The following is a 16387-nucleotide window of genomic DNA, read 5'->3' as shown; positions in this document are numbered from 1 at the left end:
GTGATGGCGAGTCCGAGGATGGCAACTATCAATGCCGACACGGTTACGTGAAGCGCTGTGCGCCAGCGCTTCACGTAATTGTCCAGTCCGGCCATAGCAGCCAACACTAAAGCCAAACAGGCGATATCGGCCCTCGCATCGCGGGTAAGCTGCAGTACCTTTGCTCAACTGAAACCGTCATGAAATTTTAGCCTCGATCCACCCTGAACCATGTATCGGCCCGGCCGAACGCGAACTTGCGGATGGGGAAAGCCAGAACGCCAGCCTCATCGGGGGCGCGGAGTCGTTCAGCCGCCAGCAAACGAGCGGTCTCGCGCACCACCCCTAGGGCGCGGCCGGCCGGTATCGCAACATCGCCCGCACTCCCCCGTCAGCGCCGCTCACGGGTCCACGGCGACCGCATGAGCAGGAATACGGCGGGATCGAATATGGCGGGTTACCAGTAGGAACCGCGACAACGCGTTTTTATCGACCCAGCCGCTGCCCTGATGGCGACGAGGGTTATTCGGCTGTCTACCTGCATTTTTGGTGTTTTGCTGAAGTAACGAACGCCAGCCGATGGTTCACCCGCTGTCAAGCCCAATAGCTTCGGTGCCTCCAAGGTCCTCGCCGCAGAGGTCTCCGGCGAGATGTTGCGCGGCAGTCCGTCACGACTCCGACCGAAGGAAGTTGCTTTAGGTAATGAGCCTTAACGCTCTACTTTTTGCTTGGGATGACGATAATCACGATCAACGTGAGAATGGAGAAGAACAGACCAAGTATTCCCCATCCCAGCGGATTGCGCCCCTTCGTCAAATCAGTGAGACCGCAGACGACTGCGGCGATCACGCTACCGACGGCGACGAAAATTCCCTTGATCCCGCGGAGAATGAACCCCGCCGCAACTGGATCCGAGGTCGCCAAAACCACAGCATGCAACATGTCAAGTCCTTTCTTTGCGACAACCAACACAGGAATACCCTGGCGAGGGCGCAATGAATCAGGAGTGGGTTGGGGAACGGTGTCGGATTATGCTCTCGCACGGTGGTTTCGGAACCCTTGAATACGCCATCCACATTGACCGGTCCTCTTGAGTCCTGGGGCTACTGGCAAGGATTGCGTGATGCCGATGTAGCGTGACGAGCGTGAACTCCTTGCGTATGAATGCTTCCGTCGCGCTGGTGGCCTGTGCCGCATCGGCCGTCATGACGCTCGCTGCGTGCAGCTCCCATAAGACCACCCCATCGGCAAGCACATCCGCCGGATCGGCGAGCGCGCCCGCCAGCACTGAAGGGGTCACGCCTGCTCCGGCCGAGACGGCGACCGCAGACAGCACCTGCCCCACGGCGGCACCGGGCAATGTCGTTACACCCGAGTGGACGCTGAGTGGGGCAACTGGCAGCGTCGCGGTCACGGGCTCCACAGATACGTCGGCACCGCGCGTCGACGTGACATCACCGTTCAGCGTGACGCAGACCGAGGTGCACACGCTGCATGGCGGAGACGGGCCGGTCGTCGCACCCACGGCCACAGTTTCTGTCTGCTACATGGGCGTCAACGGACGTGACGGCCATGTGTTCGACAGCGCCTACGAACGCGGCAGCCCAGCTCAATTCCCGCTGGACGGAGTCGTGCCGGGCTTTCAGAAGGCGATCGCCGGACAAAAGGTCGGCTCCACCGTCGGGGTCGCAATGACCTCTGCGGATGGCTACCCCGACGGTCAGCCCAGCGCTGGGATCCAGAAAGGCGACACGTTGGTCTTCGCTATCAAGATCCTGAGCGCCTCGAGCTGAGTTCCCCAAGATTTATTGGGTCTCCATCTATTAAATGCGGGGATGGCGGCTAACCGACCGTCGCGACCTCGGGCCGCTCGACCATGTAGCCGCCAAAACGACAGTCGCCTTGCCGAGTTCGGTAAGGCGACTGTCTAGTACTCAGATGCAAAGGCCCAAAGGACACGGCGGAGGCAGCGGCGGGCCGCCCCAGCCTGCAAAGCCGGGCCCACCCCAGCCGGGTCCGCGCCATCCGGGGCCACCCCAGCCGCGGCCACCACCCCGGCCGGGTCCACCCCAGCCGGTCAACTGCGCATGTTGGACGGCACTCGGAGCGGCCTGTGGTGTGGGAGCGGCGTTGGCGACACTCGCGAGTCCGATGGCTGAAAAGCCAAGCGCGCCGGCGATTGCACCAGTGCCGATAATCTTCTTCAGGGTCATGACGATCCCCTCTTCCGTTTATTTTGACCAAAAGCTTCGTATTTGCGTACAACGGAAACGCTAATTAGTACAGCTATGAATAAGCTGTATCCAGGCCCTGCAGCACGTATGTCTCGGTCCCGCAAAAGCTTTCTGCCTGGTGAGCGGGCTAGTGGCAGTACATGGCAGTTCAACGCGTCGACTCGGCAGCGCCGTTCGAGCTTCGATATCAGGCGAGATGGTTAGCGACTGTTCGAAGGAGGCACAACCGACATGGCAGAACTGGCGCTCAAGCAGGCCACAATCCAATACCGGGAGTTTGGACCGCACGATTCAGCGCACCCACCAATAGTCTTCGTCCACGGCATCCTGGTCGACGGTCGACTGTGGCACCAGGTAGCCGAAGGCCTGGGGCGCCGCGGTTTCCGCTGCATTGTGCCGACGTGGCCGCTGGGGTCACACACCGTCCCGGTCAACGAGGTCACCGCACTATCGCTGTCCGGCGTCGCCGGGATGATCAACGACGCCATCGTCGCCCTCGACCTTTCCAATGTCACGTTGGTCGGCAGCGATACCGGAGGCGGGCTGTGCCAACTCGTCGTCGACACCAATCCCCAACGCATTGGCCGTCTGGTACTGACCAACTGCGATGCGTTCGACAAATGCCCGCCGCACCCATTTGACGTCGCGTTCGGGGTGCTACGCGGCCCCATTTCAATCAAGGCGCTCTTCAGCCTGCTACGGCCGCGGACGTTGCGTCATTCGCCACTCGGCTATGGTCTGCTGATCAACCGACCCGATCCGGATTTGACTGCCGCATGGCTACGACCCTGCCTCAAGGACTCGCGGATCTGCCGTGACCTCGCCGCGCTGCTGCGTCAGGTGGCCACAGCCGATCTCACCGACGTGGCTACCCGCCTACCCCGGTTCGCCAAGCCGGTCACGCTGGTATGGGGACAACAGGATCGCTGCTTCAGTCCGAGCCTGGGCCGACGCTTGGCTGGGTGTTTCAGCAACCCGAAGCTGATCGAGGTGGCCGACGCCAAAACCTTTGTCGCCTTGGATGACCCGAACGCCGTCATTGAATCGATCGCGGCAATCACTGCGTCCCGACCCGCCTAAGGGCCCCCAGGCGAACACATATTCGTCACTGTGACGCTTCTCCCCTGCAACGCACTCGCAGCGTCGCGGCAAGGCGTGTTGTGATCAGGATGATCTTGATCCTTCTGCAGACATCACGACGCCGCATAACGTTCACGGATGACATCGAGCGTCGGCAGTATCCCGGTTCAGATATCCAAAGCCGTACCTGCGACTTTCAAGCAGGCGCTCTTCGTCGCCGTGACCGCCGGACTGGGCTACGGCTTCGACTCATACGCGGTGAACATCTATGGCCTGGTGCTGCCGGACATCAAGAGAACCTTGCACATCACCGACGCCCAAGCCGGATACATCGGTTCAATCTTCCTGCTCGGCTACACCATCGGCACTGTCGGCTTCGGACTCGCCGCCGACAGGTGGGGGCGTAAAACGACGCTCGGGGCCTCAATCCTGCTCTACGGCACGACGACCGCGTTGGCCGGACTCACGACAAACATCGCCGCTTTCACGGGATTGCGGTTCCTCACCGGTGTAGGCGGCGCTGGCGAACTCGCGGTCGGGGCGCCATACACTGCCGAGGTTTGGCCGGCGAAGACCCGCGCCATTGGTGTCGGCGGCGTGATCTTCTCGCTCTTCTCGCTGGGCTATGTTCTCGCCGCAGGCGTCGCGCTGGCCCTGGTGCCCCGCTTTGGCTGGCAGTCGGCGTTCATCGTCGCAATTGTTCCCGCCGTTGTTTTGTTTCTGGTCCGACGAGGCATCACCGAGTCGCATCGCTACGTCAACGCACAGGCCACAGTTGTGAGCGGGGCTGCCAAGCCCCAGCTTTGGCATCTGCCCGGCGTGCGGCGACGTCTCGTCGCGGGCTGGCTTATCTATACCGCCAACGCCGTTGGCTACTGGGGTATGACGCTCTTTTTGACCACCTACATCGTGAAGAGGTTCCACGCCTCCCCGATCGAGGCGATCCGCTACGCCCTCGTGTTCTTTTTGCTGCAAGGCGTATTCGCCTACCTCGGCACTGCGCTCGCCGACTGGGTAGGCCGCCGCCCCTCGGCGATCCTCGCCGCGCTCATCGAGGTCGCCTCAACTGTTCTGGCAGCCACCTCCGATTCGTTAGCCGAATACCAAGTCTTCGGCGCAATCGCCATCGCGACCCTCGGCTGGCTCTGGGGGGTCGGCGACACCTACATCTCCGAGCTTTTCCCAACGGTCCTGCGCGGCAACGGCTTCGGAATCGCAGTCGGCGGCGGCCGCGTCGTCTCGATCGCGGCTCCGACCGTCATCGGCTGGGCGATCATGCATTACGGGATACAGACGCCGTACCTGGCACTCGCCGGCCTGTGGGCCTTGACGCTAATCGGCTACCTGCTCGGCCCGGAGACCAAAGGCAAAGAACTCGACGACCTCGCCGACGAGGCCCTCACCGAAGATCTCGAACCGGTCAAGAACTAGAAATCGCAAGACCTTACAGCGCAGCTGGTGGCGCCGGCCACGGGAAGAACGGCGGGACCGCCGGCTCTGCCGGTGGCGGTGGCGGTGGCGCTGATACCGCTCCCCCTATGTGTTGGGGGCATAACGTGTTCTCCGCGACCTCTAAGAACCTGGCGGCTGCGTCATTCGTGAATCCTGGATTCTGGTCCGTCATGGCTTTGATGCGGTCGGCTGGCCGGGTGGCCCTGGTCCATCAGGTCGCACGCCCTCCTGCCAATGCCGATGGCGTCAGGTCCGCTTTGATAGGTGATGCCGGCGTTGTTGAGCCCGGCCAGAAAGTCCCCGTCAACGTCAGCCTGCGCCGGCGCGGCCTGGCCGATTACCGCGGCGAAGCTTGCAAGCACGATTGGCAGTCGCATGTCTTCATCCTCGTACAGATCGGCGCCCTTGTCGTCAACCAATTCCTCGTAGCTGGGTGTCTCAGATCTGGGGTCCTTCGGACGGCGGCCAGTGCGAGCCCGGCGACGCATCGCCGGGTTCGGCGTGTTCGCCACGAGACAGCGGCACCCACTGCTCGGTCGGCGCAGGCTGCTTCGACGACGGAAAGTCGCGTAGCTTGCCCGACGGCTTGGCGTCCCACTTGGCGAACGTCAGCGGCGTCTGCAGCCAAGCGTGCAGCAGGTTGTACGTCGCCTCCAGCGAATCTATGTGGGTGCGCTCCCAGCCATGGCTGCCGTCGAGCCCGAAGCCAACGAGCGCGGCCCGGGTGCCTGCGCCCGCCTCGATCGCCGCGGCGGCATCGGATCGGTAGTAACGAAACACGTCCCGCGCGAACGGAATACCTTGCTCATCGGCGAGCCGGCAGAGCTTCCGAGTCAGGTGGTAGTCGAACGGGCCGTGCAGATCGGCCATCGGGATCGTCACGCCGTCCTCGATGGAGTCCTGGCCGGGCGCGCAGACTGCGTTGTCCACCGACACCAGCTCGGCGACGTCGGCAGGCAGGCCGTCGCTGGCACCGTGGCCAACCTCCTCGGTGATGGTGACCATGATCGTCGTGCAGTGCGGGAGCACGACCTTGTTCTCGGAAAATTGTTTAGCCAGAGTCAGTGCGACCGCCACGCCGGCCTTCCCGTCGAGGTGACGGGAAACGACGAAGCCGTCGGCGGTGAGTTCGGGACTGGTGATCAACGCGACGAAGTCACCGACCTTCAGGCCGAGACGGACCAGATCCTCACGCGACGACACCTTGCGGTCGACACGGACCTCGACGTGCTCCCAATCCGTAGGTTGGGTATCGATCTCGTCGCCATAGGCGTGCCCGCTGGCCTTGAGCGGCAGCACCGTTCCGGTGATGAATTCGTCGGGGTCGTCGGAGAAGATCCGCACGCGAGCGCCCGTGGCGAACCGAGCCGAGAAGGTGCCGATCGGAATCAGCTCGAGACGGCCATTGTCCTTTAGCTTGCGCACCATGCAGCCGATGGTGTCCGCATGCACCACCAGTGCGCGGTCGGTGCCCGCCGACTTACCTGTGAGCTCGGCGGTCAGCGCCCCACGGCGGGTCAGGGAGAACGGCACTCCGAAGTCATCGAAGATGTTGCCGATCACCTGCATCACCATGTCCGTGCGCCCGGACGGGCTTGGGGTCTGCAGCAGCGCGAGCAGCGTGTCGATCATCCACGCGCGGTCGGCCTCGGCCATGGCAGCTTGGCCCACGGTGCCTCACTTCGGGGTCGTCCGGAATCGCGTTCAACCTACAGGCGCAGCCTGGCTGCCGGATCACGGCGTCGGTCGCGTGGCCCTCGATCAGGCCTGGGTGCTGAGGCGTCCAACTCAGTAGATCATGGGTGCAAGTGCCCTGAGCTGCTTTTATCGATCGGGTCGGCGCATCAAGTTAAGGGCTTGCATCGCGCGACCATGTTTCAGCCGGCGGGGTGAACCTTGCCACATGGATACGACTAATTTCATAGTGCGCCTCAATGAAGACCATCGCGCACGATCGACGACGTCGAGTACGCGATGATGGGGTGGGTCCGACGGGTCCGGCGACGCGACAATCGTGAAGCTGGCATCACACTCGACGATTCATCCAGGAGCGGCTCGATGATCAAAGTTTTCGGATACCTGAAGCGCAAGCCCGGCCTGTCGCCGCAGGAGTTCGTCGACTACTACGAGCACAACCACGTACCTCTCGTGCTCAGCAAGGCCTTCATGCCGATGGTCTACAAGCGCAACTACATCCAGCGCGGGGACGCCTTCAACATCGAAGGTACTGAGATCAGCTTCGACTGCATGACCGAACTCGTCTTCGCCGACCGGCACGACCTCTCTAGTTGGATGGCCAGTCTTGGCGTCGACGAGATTGCCCGAGACGAAGAGAACTTCATCGATCGAGGCGCAACGCGAGCCTACGTGGTGGACGAGCGCTCCAGCGCGGGCTGAGCCCGCGCCCCAACGCAGTTCGGCCTGAAGACCCACGTCACCGGTTGTGGTTCGGCGCGACGGTGCACAGGTCGCTGGAGTCGAAGTGGGAGCCTCCGCAAAGTCCCACCCCGCACGTGGAGAACTAGCTTTCAGATCGAACTCGCTTGGCGCGGGGCCGCAGTTGGCGGCCCGAACCAGGTGGTGAGCGCGTCAGCGAGCCCGAGGTGAGCTTGATCCCCGACCCAGGCAACATATCCGTCGGGCCGGATCAACACGGCCGCCGGAGCGGTGACCGCGCCAAGTATCGGAAGATCCCATTCGCCAACATATTTCGCGTTGATCACGTTGACCCGATTGGCCCACGGTGCGATCTCGAAGCCGCCGGGCTCACTGAGGTTGAGCAGCACCGGCCGAGCTTCGTGCAGCAGCGTGAACAGCCGCAACGGGCCGTTTGCGGTGACTAGGTCGAGATCGGGTATGCGACGCCCGAGCAACGGGTGTCCCGCACCGAGGTGGTAGTGGATGTCCAGGCCGGACATCATCGCGGCGAATCGCTTGCGAGGCTCGTCCATGCTGAGAAGTTCAGACATGGTCTCGCGCAACGCTTTGGTGCGCTCGTCGTCCGGGCGGCGAAGAAGCGCAATCTGCGCCAACGTATTGCGCAGCACGCGCGCAGCGATCGGGTGGCGTTCGGCATGGTAGCTATCGAGGAGGCTGTCGGGCGATGTCCGGTTGACCACCTGGGCCAGCTTCCATCCCAGATTCATCGCATCCTGCACTCCGGTGTTGAGGCCTTGCCCCCCGATCGGATGATGCACGTGGGCGGCATCACCGGCCAGCAGGACGCGTCTGTCGCGATAGGTCGCGGCCTGGCGCGCCATATCAGTGGACCTGGAAATCCAAGTGGGGCTGTGGATTCCGTAATCCGTCCCGTACACGGTGATGAGCGCTTCGCTCAGATCACGCAAAGTGGCTTCGCTGTTGGGTCCGAGCTGTTTCTCGGTCACCATGACCCGCATCGGTCCACCATTCTCCAGCCTGCTGAGCGAATGGACGCCGATCGCGTCGTGCCGGATGCCCCATTCCGGCAACTGGCCAGGCTCGAAGGCCACTTCGACTTCGGCGATGAGGTAGCTCATCGCCGGATCCCAACCCGGAAACTCGATGCCGGCCGCCTTACGGACCGCACTGCGCCCTCCGTCGCACCCGACGAGATACTCCGCCCGGAGCAACCGGCCGCCTGCCAATTCGACGTCGACGCGGTTGGGGTCTTGAGCGAAATCCGCCACCTCGCATCCGCGGTAGATCGGCACCGCCAGCTCGTCGACCCAGTCGGACAGTATCCGCTCGATGTGGTTCTGCCACAGCGCGAGGCCGTAGGGATGTCGGGTGGGAAAGTCGCTGATGTCCAGCCGAATTTGGGAAAACCCCGCGACTTGCGCCACTTCCCCCCGCGAGAGGAAGCGATCAGCGATTCCGCGCTGATCGAGTGCCTCGATGGTTCGTGAATGCAGACCACCGGCGCGCGAGCCAATCAGGTCTTGGCTGGCGCGCCGCTCGACAATGGCAACATTGACTCCTGCCAGTGCCAGCTCGCCCGCCAACATCAACCCTGTCGGGCCTCCCCCGGCAACTACCACCGCATGCTCGGACATCGGCTCGAGACCCACCTCGCAACCCCCCGTTTTAGTGAGTTCTGGCTTCGGCCAGCGATTTTGCAGCATGACCCGGGTCTTGCCGCAAGCCCCCGGGTACGCTATACATTGAGAGTGGGACGGAGTGATTTCTCTCCGTTCCTTTTTCGTCCGCGACCCACGGAGGCGTCGTGATCGCCTTCATGTGCGCCATGCCGATGGAGCTCCGCCCGCTGCGACGCCGGCTCCGACTTCGGAAGTCCGAGTTGGGTTACGCCGGCTGGATCGGCGACCGTCCGGTGACCGCGGTGATCACCGGGATCGGCACGGCCTTGGCGCATGCCGCGACCGTCCGCTTGCTCGATGAGGTCGACGTCGAGCGGGTGATCGTCGTTGGCATCGCGGGCGCCATCGAGAACCAGACGCCCATCGGGGCGCTGGTGCTCCCCGAGCTCGTCGTCAGCGGCGCGGACGGCTCCGGGCACCGGCCCACGCCGCTTCTCGTCGGCAATGTCCACGGGAAGTTGTGGACCAGCGACGAGCTTCTCCTCGATCCGGCGGTACTCGCCGACCTGCGGGCGCATGGCGTGGTCGCGCTTGACATGGAAACCGCTGCCGTCGCGAAGGTTTGCGACGAGCACGACGTCCCCTGGTCGGTGGTGCGTGCAATCAGCGACCGGGCCGGCGACGGCGGCGTGGACGCCGAGACTGTTGGGCTCACCCACCCGGACGGCAGGCCGAACTTCTCGGCCGTGGCCCGCTACCTGGTCAGGCACCCCGAAGCGCTCCCCCGTCTGGTCCGCCTGGCCAAAGGGGCCAAGCTCGCGGCCGCACGGGCGGCCGAAACTGCGATCAACGCGCTGATTAATTCTTGACCGATTCCAGATAAGGTCTTGACTCATTCCAAAGAGCAGCGGCATATTGATGTGGTGTCGTCAACGTCGGCGGATTACGCGGCGCAGCTGCGTATGGCCGATTTACGGGTGACCCGGCCCAGGGTCGCCGTGCTGGAGGCGGTGCATTCCTATCCGCATGCTGATACCGAGACGATCTTGTCGGCGGTACGCAGCGGCCTGCCCGATGTCTCGCGCCAAGCCGTGTACGACGTGCTCAACGCGCTGACGGCGGTAGGTCTGGTTCGGCGGATCCAGCCACTGGGAATGGTTGCCCGTTATGAGTCTCGGGTCGGCGATAACCACCATCACGTCGTCTGCCGATCCTGTGGGGTTATCGCCGACGTCGACTGTGCGGTCGGTGAGGCGCCGTGCTTGATTCCTTCCGACGACGACAACGCGCTGGATGGCTTCGTGCTCCACGAGGCCGAAGTCATCTACTGGGGTCTATGCCCCGACTGCTCGACCGCAGATTCCCGATCACAACCGTGATCACAGCCCGATTCAACTACTCCTGAAAGGAATGCTGTGTCATCTGATACAACCCAAAGCCGCGGCAGCGAGAGCGAAAACCCGGTAATCGCTTCGCCTGAGCCTAAGGCGCATGGTCCCCTGACGATCCGGGATTGGTGGCCTGACCAGATCGACGTGTCGAAGTTGCATCCGCACGCGCCCCAGGCCAACCCGCTCGGCGAGAACTTCGACTACGCCAAGGAGTTCGCCAAGCTCGACGTTGAGGCCCTCAAGGCCGACGTGTTCTCGGTAATGACCACCTCGCAGGATTGGTGGCCCGCCGACTACGGTCATTACGGCGGCCTGTTCATCCGGATGAGCTGGCATGCCGCCGGTACCTACCGCATTCACGACGGCCGCGGCGGGGGCGGCCAGGGTATGCAGCGCTTCGCCCCGATCAACAGCTGGCCGGACAACGTGAGCCTGGACAAAGCCCGCCGGCTGCTGTGGCCGGTCAAGAAGAAGTACGGCAACAAGATCTCCTGGGCGGACCTGATTATCTTCGCGGGCAACTGCGCCTTGGAGTCGATGGGGTTCAAGACCTTCGGTTTCGCCTTCGGCCGCGAGGACGTCTGGGAGCCCGAAGAGATCCTCTGGGGCGAAGAGGACGTCTGGCTGGGCACCAACAAGCGCTACTCCGGCAAGCGTGACCTCGCTCAGCCCTATGGCGCGACCACCATGGGTCTGATCTACGTGAATCCGGAGGGCCCCGAGGGCAAGCCGGATCCGGTCGCCGCGGCGGTGGACGTCCGTGAGACATTCGGCCGGATGGCGATGAACGACGAGGAGACCGCCGCACTCATCGTCGGGGGTCACAGCTTCGGTAAAACCCACGGCGCCGGCGACGGCGATCTGATCGGTCCCGAACCGGAGGCCGCCCCGATCGAACAACAGCTGCTGGGCTGGAAGAGCTCCTACGGCATCGGCAAGGGCAAGGACGCCATCACCAGCGGCCTGGAGGTGGTCTGGACCGCGACCCCGACCAAGTGGGGCAACGGGTTCCTGCAGAACCTCTACGGCTATGAGTGGGAGCTGACCAAGAGTCCCGCCGGGGCCTGGCAGTTCACGGCAAAGGACGGCGCCGGCGCGGGCACGATTCCCGATCCGTTCGGCGGGCCGGGTCGCGCCCCGACGATGCTGGTCACCGACATCTCGTTGCGCGTGGATCCGATCTATCGGGAGATCACCAAGCGCTGGCTGGACCACCCCGAGGAGCTGGCCGAGGCCTTCGCCAAGGCGTGGTACAAGCTGCTGCACCGCGACATGGGACCGATCTCGCGTTACCTCGGGCCTTGGATTCCCGAACCGCAGCTATGGCAGGACCCGGTTCCGGCCGTCGACCACGAGCTGGTCGACGAGAAGGACGTTGCGGCCCTGAAGAGCAAGGTGCTCGAGTCCGGCCTGTCCGTTCCCCAGCTGGTCAAGACGGCCTGGTCGGCGGCGGGGAGCTACCGCAACACCGACAAGCGCGGTGGCGCGAACGGAGCACGACTTCGCCTTGAGCCGCAAAAGAACTGGGAGGTCAACGAGCCCTCCGAGCTGAACAAGGTGCTGCCGGTTCTCGAGAAGATCCAGCAGGACTTCAACGGCTCGGCGTCCGGCGGCAAGAAGATCTCGCTGGCCGACCTGATCGTGCTGGCCGGCTCCGCGGCGGTGGAGAAGGCTGCTAAGGACGGAGGGCACGACATCGCGGTGCCGTTCGCGCCCGGGCGCACCGACGCCTCGCAGGAGAACACCGATGTCGATTCGTTCGCGTTGCTCGAACCGCGGGCCGACGGGTTCCGCAACTATGCGCGGGCTGGCGAAAAGGCGCCGCTGGAGCAGCTGCTGCTCGAGCGGGCGTACTTACTGGGCGTGACCGCTCCAGAGCTGACGGTGCTCATCGGCGGTCTGCGTGCCCTCGGTGCCAACCACGGCGGCAGCAAGCACGGCGTGCTCACCGACAAGCCCGGCGCGTTGACCAACGACTTCTTCGTCAACCTGGTCGACATGGGCACCGCGTGGAAGGCGTCGGAGACTGCGGAGAATGTCTACGAGGGCCACGATCGGGCCTCGGGCGCCCTCAAGTGGACCGCGACCGTGAATGACCTTGTGTTCGGTTCGAACTCGGTGCTGCGTGCGTTGGCCGAGGTTTACGCGCAAGACGACGCCAAGGGGAAGTTCGTGGAGGACTTCGTCGCGGCGTGGGTCAAGGTCATGAACAACGACCGGTTCGACCTCAAGTAGCACCTGGGTCAGATCGTCTGAACGGCGCCCCGCGAGCCACTGGCCCGCGGGGCGCCGCGTATCTCGCGATTTCGCTAATATTGGCATTGTTTTCCGGACCGCTTGGTGTGGAAGGTTCGGTCTGATTCCCGTGCTGCGCAATAGCTTTCGCTACTTAACCCGCGAACTCGTTTGACAGCAAATACTTTCCGCTGGACTGCCAGCCTGCTGGTATTTCCGCCGGCTGATTTGCCTTTGTGATCAGGATGATTCGCAACGCTGTGTTAAGGCCAGCGGTGTCAACTGCCTTTACGCATTATTGACGTCGCGTGGCGGTCCGCTTTACGCCGCTCCGCGCCGCGAGCTCCTTTGGGCGGATCGTCCGGTAATCACCACTGGCACAAAATGGTTCGGTTCTGTGAACTAAACCTCGACAATGTCCGAATTATCCCGGCTACCAGCCGAGCTCGAGTGATGGAAGCTGCGGGTTCGGATTAATGGCCGGCAACGGGCAACGGGCTCGTTTGTGAAGCGAACCTGCCCAGGAGCTTTTCGGCTACCCGGCGATGCGTGGTGTTTACCCGGGTATTGCGCCGACGCCGCCGTCCTCCCTTCACCACAGCGCCCTTTGCCTGGACCAGCGAAACGTCGGGCATCAGGAACCTCAGCTCGTCTACTCTGGCGGGCATGGCCACTGAATCCACCATGCTTGCCCTCGGCACCCCTGCGCCGCCGTTCACGCTGCCCGAGCCGGCCACCGGCGCCACGGTGAGCCTTGGCGACCTTGCGGGTCCCGCGCTGGTCGTCACCTTCATCTGTAACCACTGCCCGTACGTCAAGCACGTCGCCGCCGGGCTCGCCGCGCTTGGTCGAGACCTCAACGATCAAGGCGTCGCGATGGTCGGCATCTCCAGCAATGACGTGGTCACCTACCCGCAAGACGGACCCGATCAGATGGCGGCCGAGGCCCGTCGCCACGGCTGGACGTTCCCGTACCTCTACGACGAGACCCAGGACGTCGCGCGTGCGTTCTCCGCGGCCTGCACACCCGACACCTTCGTCTTTGACGGTGAGCGTCGACTCGTCTACCGCGGTCAGCTCGACAACTCACGCCCAGGCAACGATCTACCGGTGACGGCCGCTGATGTCCGGGCGGCGGTCGACGCCGTACTCGCTGGGCGGCAGGTCGACGCCGACCAGCGACCGTCGATCGGATGCGGCATCAAGTGGCGCTGAGCCCGGCGCGCTGACGACACGAAACGGGTTGCGGTCTATCGATGAAATTCGTGGTGGCAGGCTACGGAAGTCGCGGCGATGTCGAGCCCTGCATCGCCGTCGCCCGGGAACTACTGCGCCGGGGTCATGACGTGGGCATGGCGGTGACGGTCCCGCCTGACATGCGTGGCTTCGTCGAGTCGGCGGGGCTTACTGACGTCCCCTATGGGCGGCACTGGGAGGCGCTGCTGCGCGACGAGGATTTCGTCCGGATGATGCAGAATCCGGTCCAAGCGATATCCCAAGCTGTCGACTATGTTGTTCAGGTCTGGGAGGACAAGAGCACGACGTTGAAGTCGGTGGCTGACGGGGCCGACCTGCTCTTGGCGGGCATAACCGAGCAGGGGCTGGCCGCCAATATCGCTGAGTATTACGGCATTCCGTTGGCCGGGCTGCACTTCTTCCCGGCCGAGATTTTGGAGTCCAGCGGGCCGCGTGGGCTCGCGACGAGGGGGCCTGAACGTGCCCAACGCCAGGCACTCGGCTTGCCGGAGGCAACTGGGCCAGCGGAGGACCGCGTAGCGCTGGAGATTCAGGCTTACGACGAACTCTGCTTTCCCGGACTGGCAGCCCAGTGGGCGCAAGGAGACGTGCGACGGCCCTTCGTCGGGGCGCTGACGCTGGAGTTGCCGACGGATACCGACGACGAGGTCTTGTCGTGGATTGCCGCGGGAACGCCACCGATCTACTTCGGCTTTGGCAGCACGCCGATCGCATCCCCCGCCGACACGGTCGCCGTGATCAGCGCGGCGTGCACGCTATTAGGGGAAAGAGCGTTGATTTGCGCGGGCCCGAATGACTGCACCCACGTCCCGCATGCCGAACACGTCAAGATTGTGGACGCAGTGAATCACTCGGCCGTCTTTCCGGCGTGCCGCGCGGTCGTCCACCATGGCGGGGCCGGCACCACGGCCGCAGGCCTGCGGGCCGGAGTCCCCACATTGGTCCTCTGCGTCGGGCTTGATCAGCCCGTCTGGGCGTCTGCCATCGAACGCCTGAAAGCCGGTTCCGCGCGGCACTTTTCGGCTACCACCCAGGAATCGCTGGTCGCAGACCTACGCTCCATCCTCACTCCGCAATGCGTGTCCCAGGCCCGTGACATTGCCGCTCAGATGACCAAACCGGCCGAAAGCGTTGCCAGCGCCGTCGATCTGTTGGAAGACGCCGCCCGCCGGGGACGCGTTAACTGATCGGCGAAGACAGGCCGCAAACGAGCCTTGCGGGACCGGCTAAATAAACCGATTGGGCGGCTAAGATCCGGCTTCATGGCAGCCGCCGCTAACCAACTCGGGTCGGTCGAGCACATCGTCGTATTGGTGCTCGAGAACCGATCGTTCGACCACATGCTCGGATTTCTCTATGGCGACTCGGGGAACGTTTCGCCCGTCACCAAACAGCCGTTCGAGGGTCTGACGGGCAAGGAGTTCAATGTGGACGCGACGGGGACATCCGTCTCCGTCAGCGCTTTGACGGCAACCACACCCAACGTCTATTTCACGCCCGGCGCCGACCCCGGCGAAGGCTTCCTGGCCACTAATGCGCAACTTTTCGGCGAAACCAGCCCGCCCGCCGGGGTTTCGGCGACCAACACCGGATTCGCGACGGACTTCGCGGCAACGCTGAAGGGTATCGATGCGCATCGATCGAGCATTCCGGGCACGACAGCTTCAGACATCATGGAGGTCTTCACCCCCCAGTTGCTGCCCATCCTGTCAGGACTCGCTCGCGGCTTTGCGGTGTGCGACCACTGGTTCAGCTCCGTGCCCACCGAGACGTTTCCCAACCGCGCTTTTCTGTGTGCGGCGACCAGTCAGGGCCACATGGATGACTCCACGTCCAAATACACCTCGCAAAGCATCTTCGGGTTACTCAGCGCGCACAACCTCGCCTGGTCGATCTACGGCTACAACAGCCCCCCGCTGGCCCGGCTGAATTTTCCCGACACCACCGATGCCGCCGAGTCGCACTTCGGCGTTTTCCATGACTTCCAGGCCGCTGCGGCGGCGGGAACCCTTGGCGTATATACGTTTTTGGAGCCCAGGTGGGGATCGTCCGGCAACAGCCAACACCCCAACTACGATGTTGCTCTCGGAGAGCAACTGATCCACGACGTGTACTACACCCTGCGCAACGGGCCCGCATGGAACCAGACCCTGCTGATCATCACCTACGACGAGCACGGCGGCTGCTACGACCATGTCGCGCCGCCGACCGGCGCCGTCCCGCCGGACAGCTGTGCCGGCGAGTTCGGGTTCGACTTCACCCGATTCGGTGTTCGGGTACCGACCGTGCTCGTCTCGCCCCTGATCGCTCCCGGCACAGTGTTCCGTACCACCGGAACCATGCCGCTGGACCATACGTCGATACTTAAGACCGCCGAGACCCGTTGGGGCTTGCCGCCGTTGACCGCCCGCGACGCCGCGGCTCCCGATGTCGGCGACGTGCTGACCCTGGCCCAGCCGCGCACCGACGACCCCCTGGCCGGCGTCACTGTTCCCACGTCGGCCGTGCCGAACCCTGTCGCGGGCACCCCGTCGCACATTCAGCAGGTATACGCCCAACTGGTCTCCGCGCTGCCGGTGAACGACACCCAAGGGCAAACCCACTCCGCCATGCCGACACTGACAACCGAACAGGACTACCACGACTACATCAATTCACGTTCGGCGGCGTGGACCGCAGCCCGCGCCGGCACGCGCCCTAATGGCGACCAGCCTCGCTGACCACAAGATCGGAGGATGTA

15 protein-coding genes and 1 pseudogene are annotated in these 16387 nt (G+C 63.7%); 10 read left to right on the top strand and 6 right to left on the bottom strand.

What is annotated here, in order from left to right:
• A pseudogene (locus ACLQI9_RS12110) lies at positions 1 to 95 on the bottom strand (hypothetical protein); the annotation flags it as partial.
• A gap of 601 nt (positions 96 to 696) precedes the next feature.
• The gene (locus tag ACLQI9_RS12105) at positions 697 to 921 is read right to left on the bottom strand and encodes a deoxyribodipyrimidine photolyase (RefSeq protein WP_442377580.1); all 225 of its coding nucleotides are present in this window, start codon (positions 919 to 921) and stop codon (positions 697 to 699) included.
• A gap of 218 nt (positions 922 to 1139) precedes the next feature.
• Here ACLQI9_RS12105 and ACLQI9_RS12100 point away from each other — a divergent pair, with 218 nt between their 5' ends.
• From ACLQI9_RS12100 to ACLQI9_RS12090, 3 genes are all read left to right on the top strand, one after another.
• A complete protein-coding gene (locus ACLQI9_RS12100) occupies positions 1140 to 1772 on the top strand; it encodes an FKBP-type peptidyl-prolyl cis-trans isomerase (protein WP_442377781.1) in 633 nt (210 codons plus the stop codon).
• Between the two features lie 672 nt (positions 1773 to 2444).
• Positions 2445 to 3293, top strand: coding sequence for an alpha/beta fold hydrolase (locus ACLQI9_RS12095; protein WP_442377584.1), 849 nt, complete (start codon positions 2445 to 2447; stop codon positions 3291 to 3293).
• Positions 3294 to 3431: 138 nt separating this feature from the next.
• Complete coding sequence (locus ACLQI9_RS12090) at positions 3432 to 4724, top strand: MFS transporter (RefSeq protein WP_442377586.1); 1293 nt, start codon at positions 3432 to 3434, stop codon at positions 4722 to 4724.
• Between the two features lie 13 nt (positions 4725 to 4737).
• Here ACLQI9_RS12090 and ACLQI9_RS12085 read toward each other — a convergent pair whose 3' ends face one another.
• From ACLQI9_RS12085 to ACLQI9_RS12075, 3 genes are all read right to left on the bottom strand, one after another.
• Positions 4738 to 4917: a hypothetical protein gene (locus ACLQI9_RS12085; RefSeq protein WP_442377588.1), complete on the bottom strand. Its 180-nt coding sequence runs from the start codon at positions 4915 to 4917 to the stop codon at positions 4738 to 4740.
• Positions 4886 to 5122: a DUF732 domain-containing protein gene (locus tag ACLQI9_RS12080; RefSeq protein WP_442377590.1), complete on the bottom strand. Its 237-nt coding sequence runs from the start codon at positions 5120 to 5122 to the stop codon at positions 4886 to 4888. The genes ACLQI9_RS12085 and ACLQI9_RS12080 overlap by 32 nt, the downstream gene beginning before the upstream one ends.
• Positions 5123 to 5183: 61 nt before the next feature.
• Positions 5184 to 6416, bottom strand: a complete 1233-nt coding sequence (locus tag ACLQI9_RS12075; RefSeq protein ID WP_442377592.1) for an osmoprotectant NAGGN system M42 family peptidase — start codon at positions 6414 to 6416, stop codon at positions 5184 to 5186.
• Between the two features lie 387 nt (positions 6417 to 6803).
• On the opposite strand from ACLQI9_RS12075, the gene ACLQI9_RS12070 reads away from it, so the two are divergent.
• Positions 6804 to 7142: an EthD domain-containing protein gene (locus ACLQI9_RS12070; RefSeq protein WP_442377594.1), complete on the top strand. Its 339-nt coding sequence runs from the start codon at positions 6804 to 6806 to the stop codon at positions 7140 to 7142.
• A 131-nt stretch (positions 7143 to 7273) separates the two neighbouring features.
• Here ACLQI9_RS12070 and ACLQI9_RS12065 read toward each other — a convergent pair whose 3' ends face one another.
• Positions 7274 to 8779 carry an FAD-dependent monooxygenase gene (locus ACLQI9_RS12065; RefSeq protein ID WP_442377596.1) on the bottom strand — a complete coding sequence of 502 codons (1506 nt, stop codon included), beginning with the start codon at positions 8777 to 8779 and terminating at the stop codon, positions 7274 to 7276.
• A 170-nt stretch (positions 8780 to 8949) separates the two neighbouring features.
• Between ACLQI9_RS12065 and ACLQI9_RS12060 the strand changes: the two genes are divergently transcribed.
• The 6 genes from ACLQI9_RS12060 to ACLQI9_RS12035 all read left to right on the top strand — a co-directional run bounded on the left by ACLQI9_RS12060 (position 8950) and on the right by ACLQI9_RS12035 (position 16367).
• Positions 8950 to 9633 carry a 5'-methylthioadenosine/S-adenosylhomocysteine nucleosidase family protein gene (locus tag ACLQI9_RS12060; RefSeq protein ID WP_442377598.1) on the top strand — a complete coding sequence of 228 codons (684 nt, stop codon included), beginning with the start codon at positions 8950 to 8952 and terminating at the stop codon, positions 9631 to 9633.
• Between the two features lie 93 nt (positions 9634 to 9726).
• Positions 9727 to 10143 (top strand): Fur family transcriptional regulator, encoded by a 417-nt coding sequence (locus ACLQI9_RS12055; RefSeq protein WP_442377783.1) that lies wholly within the window; start codon positions 9727 to 9729, stop codon positions 10141 to 10143.
• A 36-nt stretch (positions 10144 to 10179) separates the two neighbouring features.
• Positions 10180 to 12390 (top strand): catalase/peroxidase HPI, encoded by a 2211-nt coding sequence (katG, locus tag ACLQI9_RS12050; RefSeq protein WP_442377600.1) that lies wholly within the window; start codon positions 10180 to 10182, stop codon positions 12388 to 12390.
• 666 nt (positions 12391 to 13056) lie between these two features.
• Entirely contained in the window at positions 13057 to 13605 is a 549-nt protein-coding gene (locus tag ACLQI9_RS12045; protein ID WP_442377602.1) for a thioredoxin family protein, read from the top strand.
• A gap of 41 nt (positions 13606 to 13646) precedes the next feature.
• Positions 13647 to 14834 carry a glycosyltransferase gene (locus ACLQI9_RS12040; RefSeq protein ID WP_442377603.1) on the top strand — a complete coding sequence of 396 codons (1188 nt, stop codon included), beginning with the start codon at positions 13647 to 13649 and terminating at the stop codon, positions 14832 to 14834.
• A gap of 75 nt (positions 14835 to 14909) precedes the next feature.
• Complete coding sequence (locus tag ACLQI9_RS12035) at positions 14910 to 16367, top strand: alkaline phosphatase family protein (RefSeq protein ID WP_442377605.1); 1458 nt, start codon at positions 14910 to 14912, stop codon at positions 16365 to 16367.
• The last annotated feature ends 20 nt before the right edge of the window (positions 16368 to 16387 follow it).

This window comes from Mycobacterium sp. (genome assembly GCF_052143115.1).
In the GTDB taxonomy this organism is placed as follows: Bacteria; Actinomycetota; Actinomycetes; order Mycobacteriales; family Mycobacteriaceae; genus Mycobacterium.
This window is presented reverse-complemented; position numbering and strand designations above follow the sequence as displayed.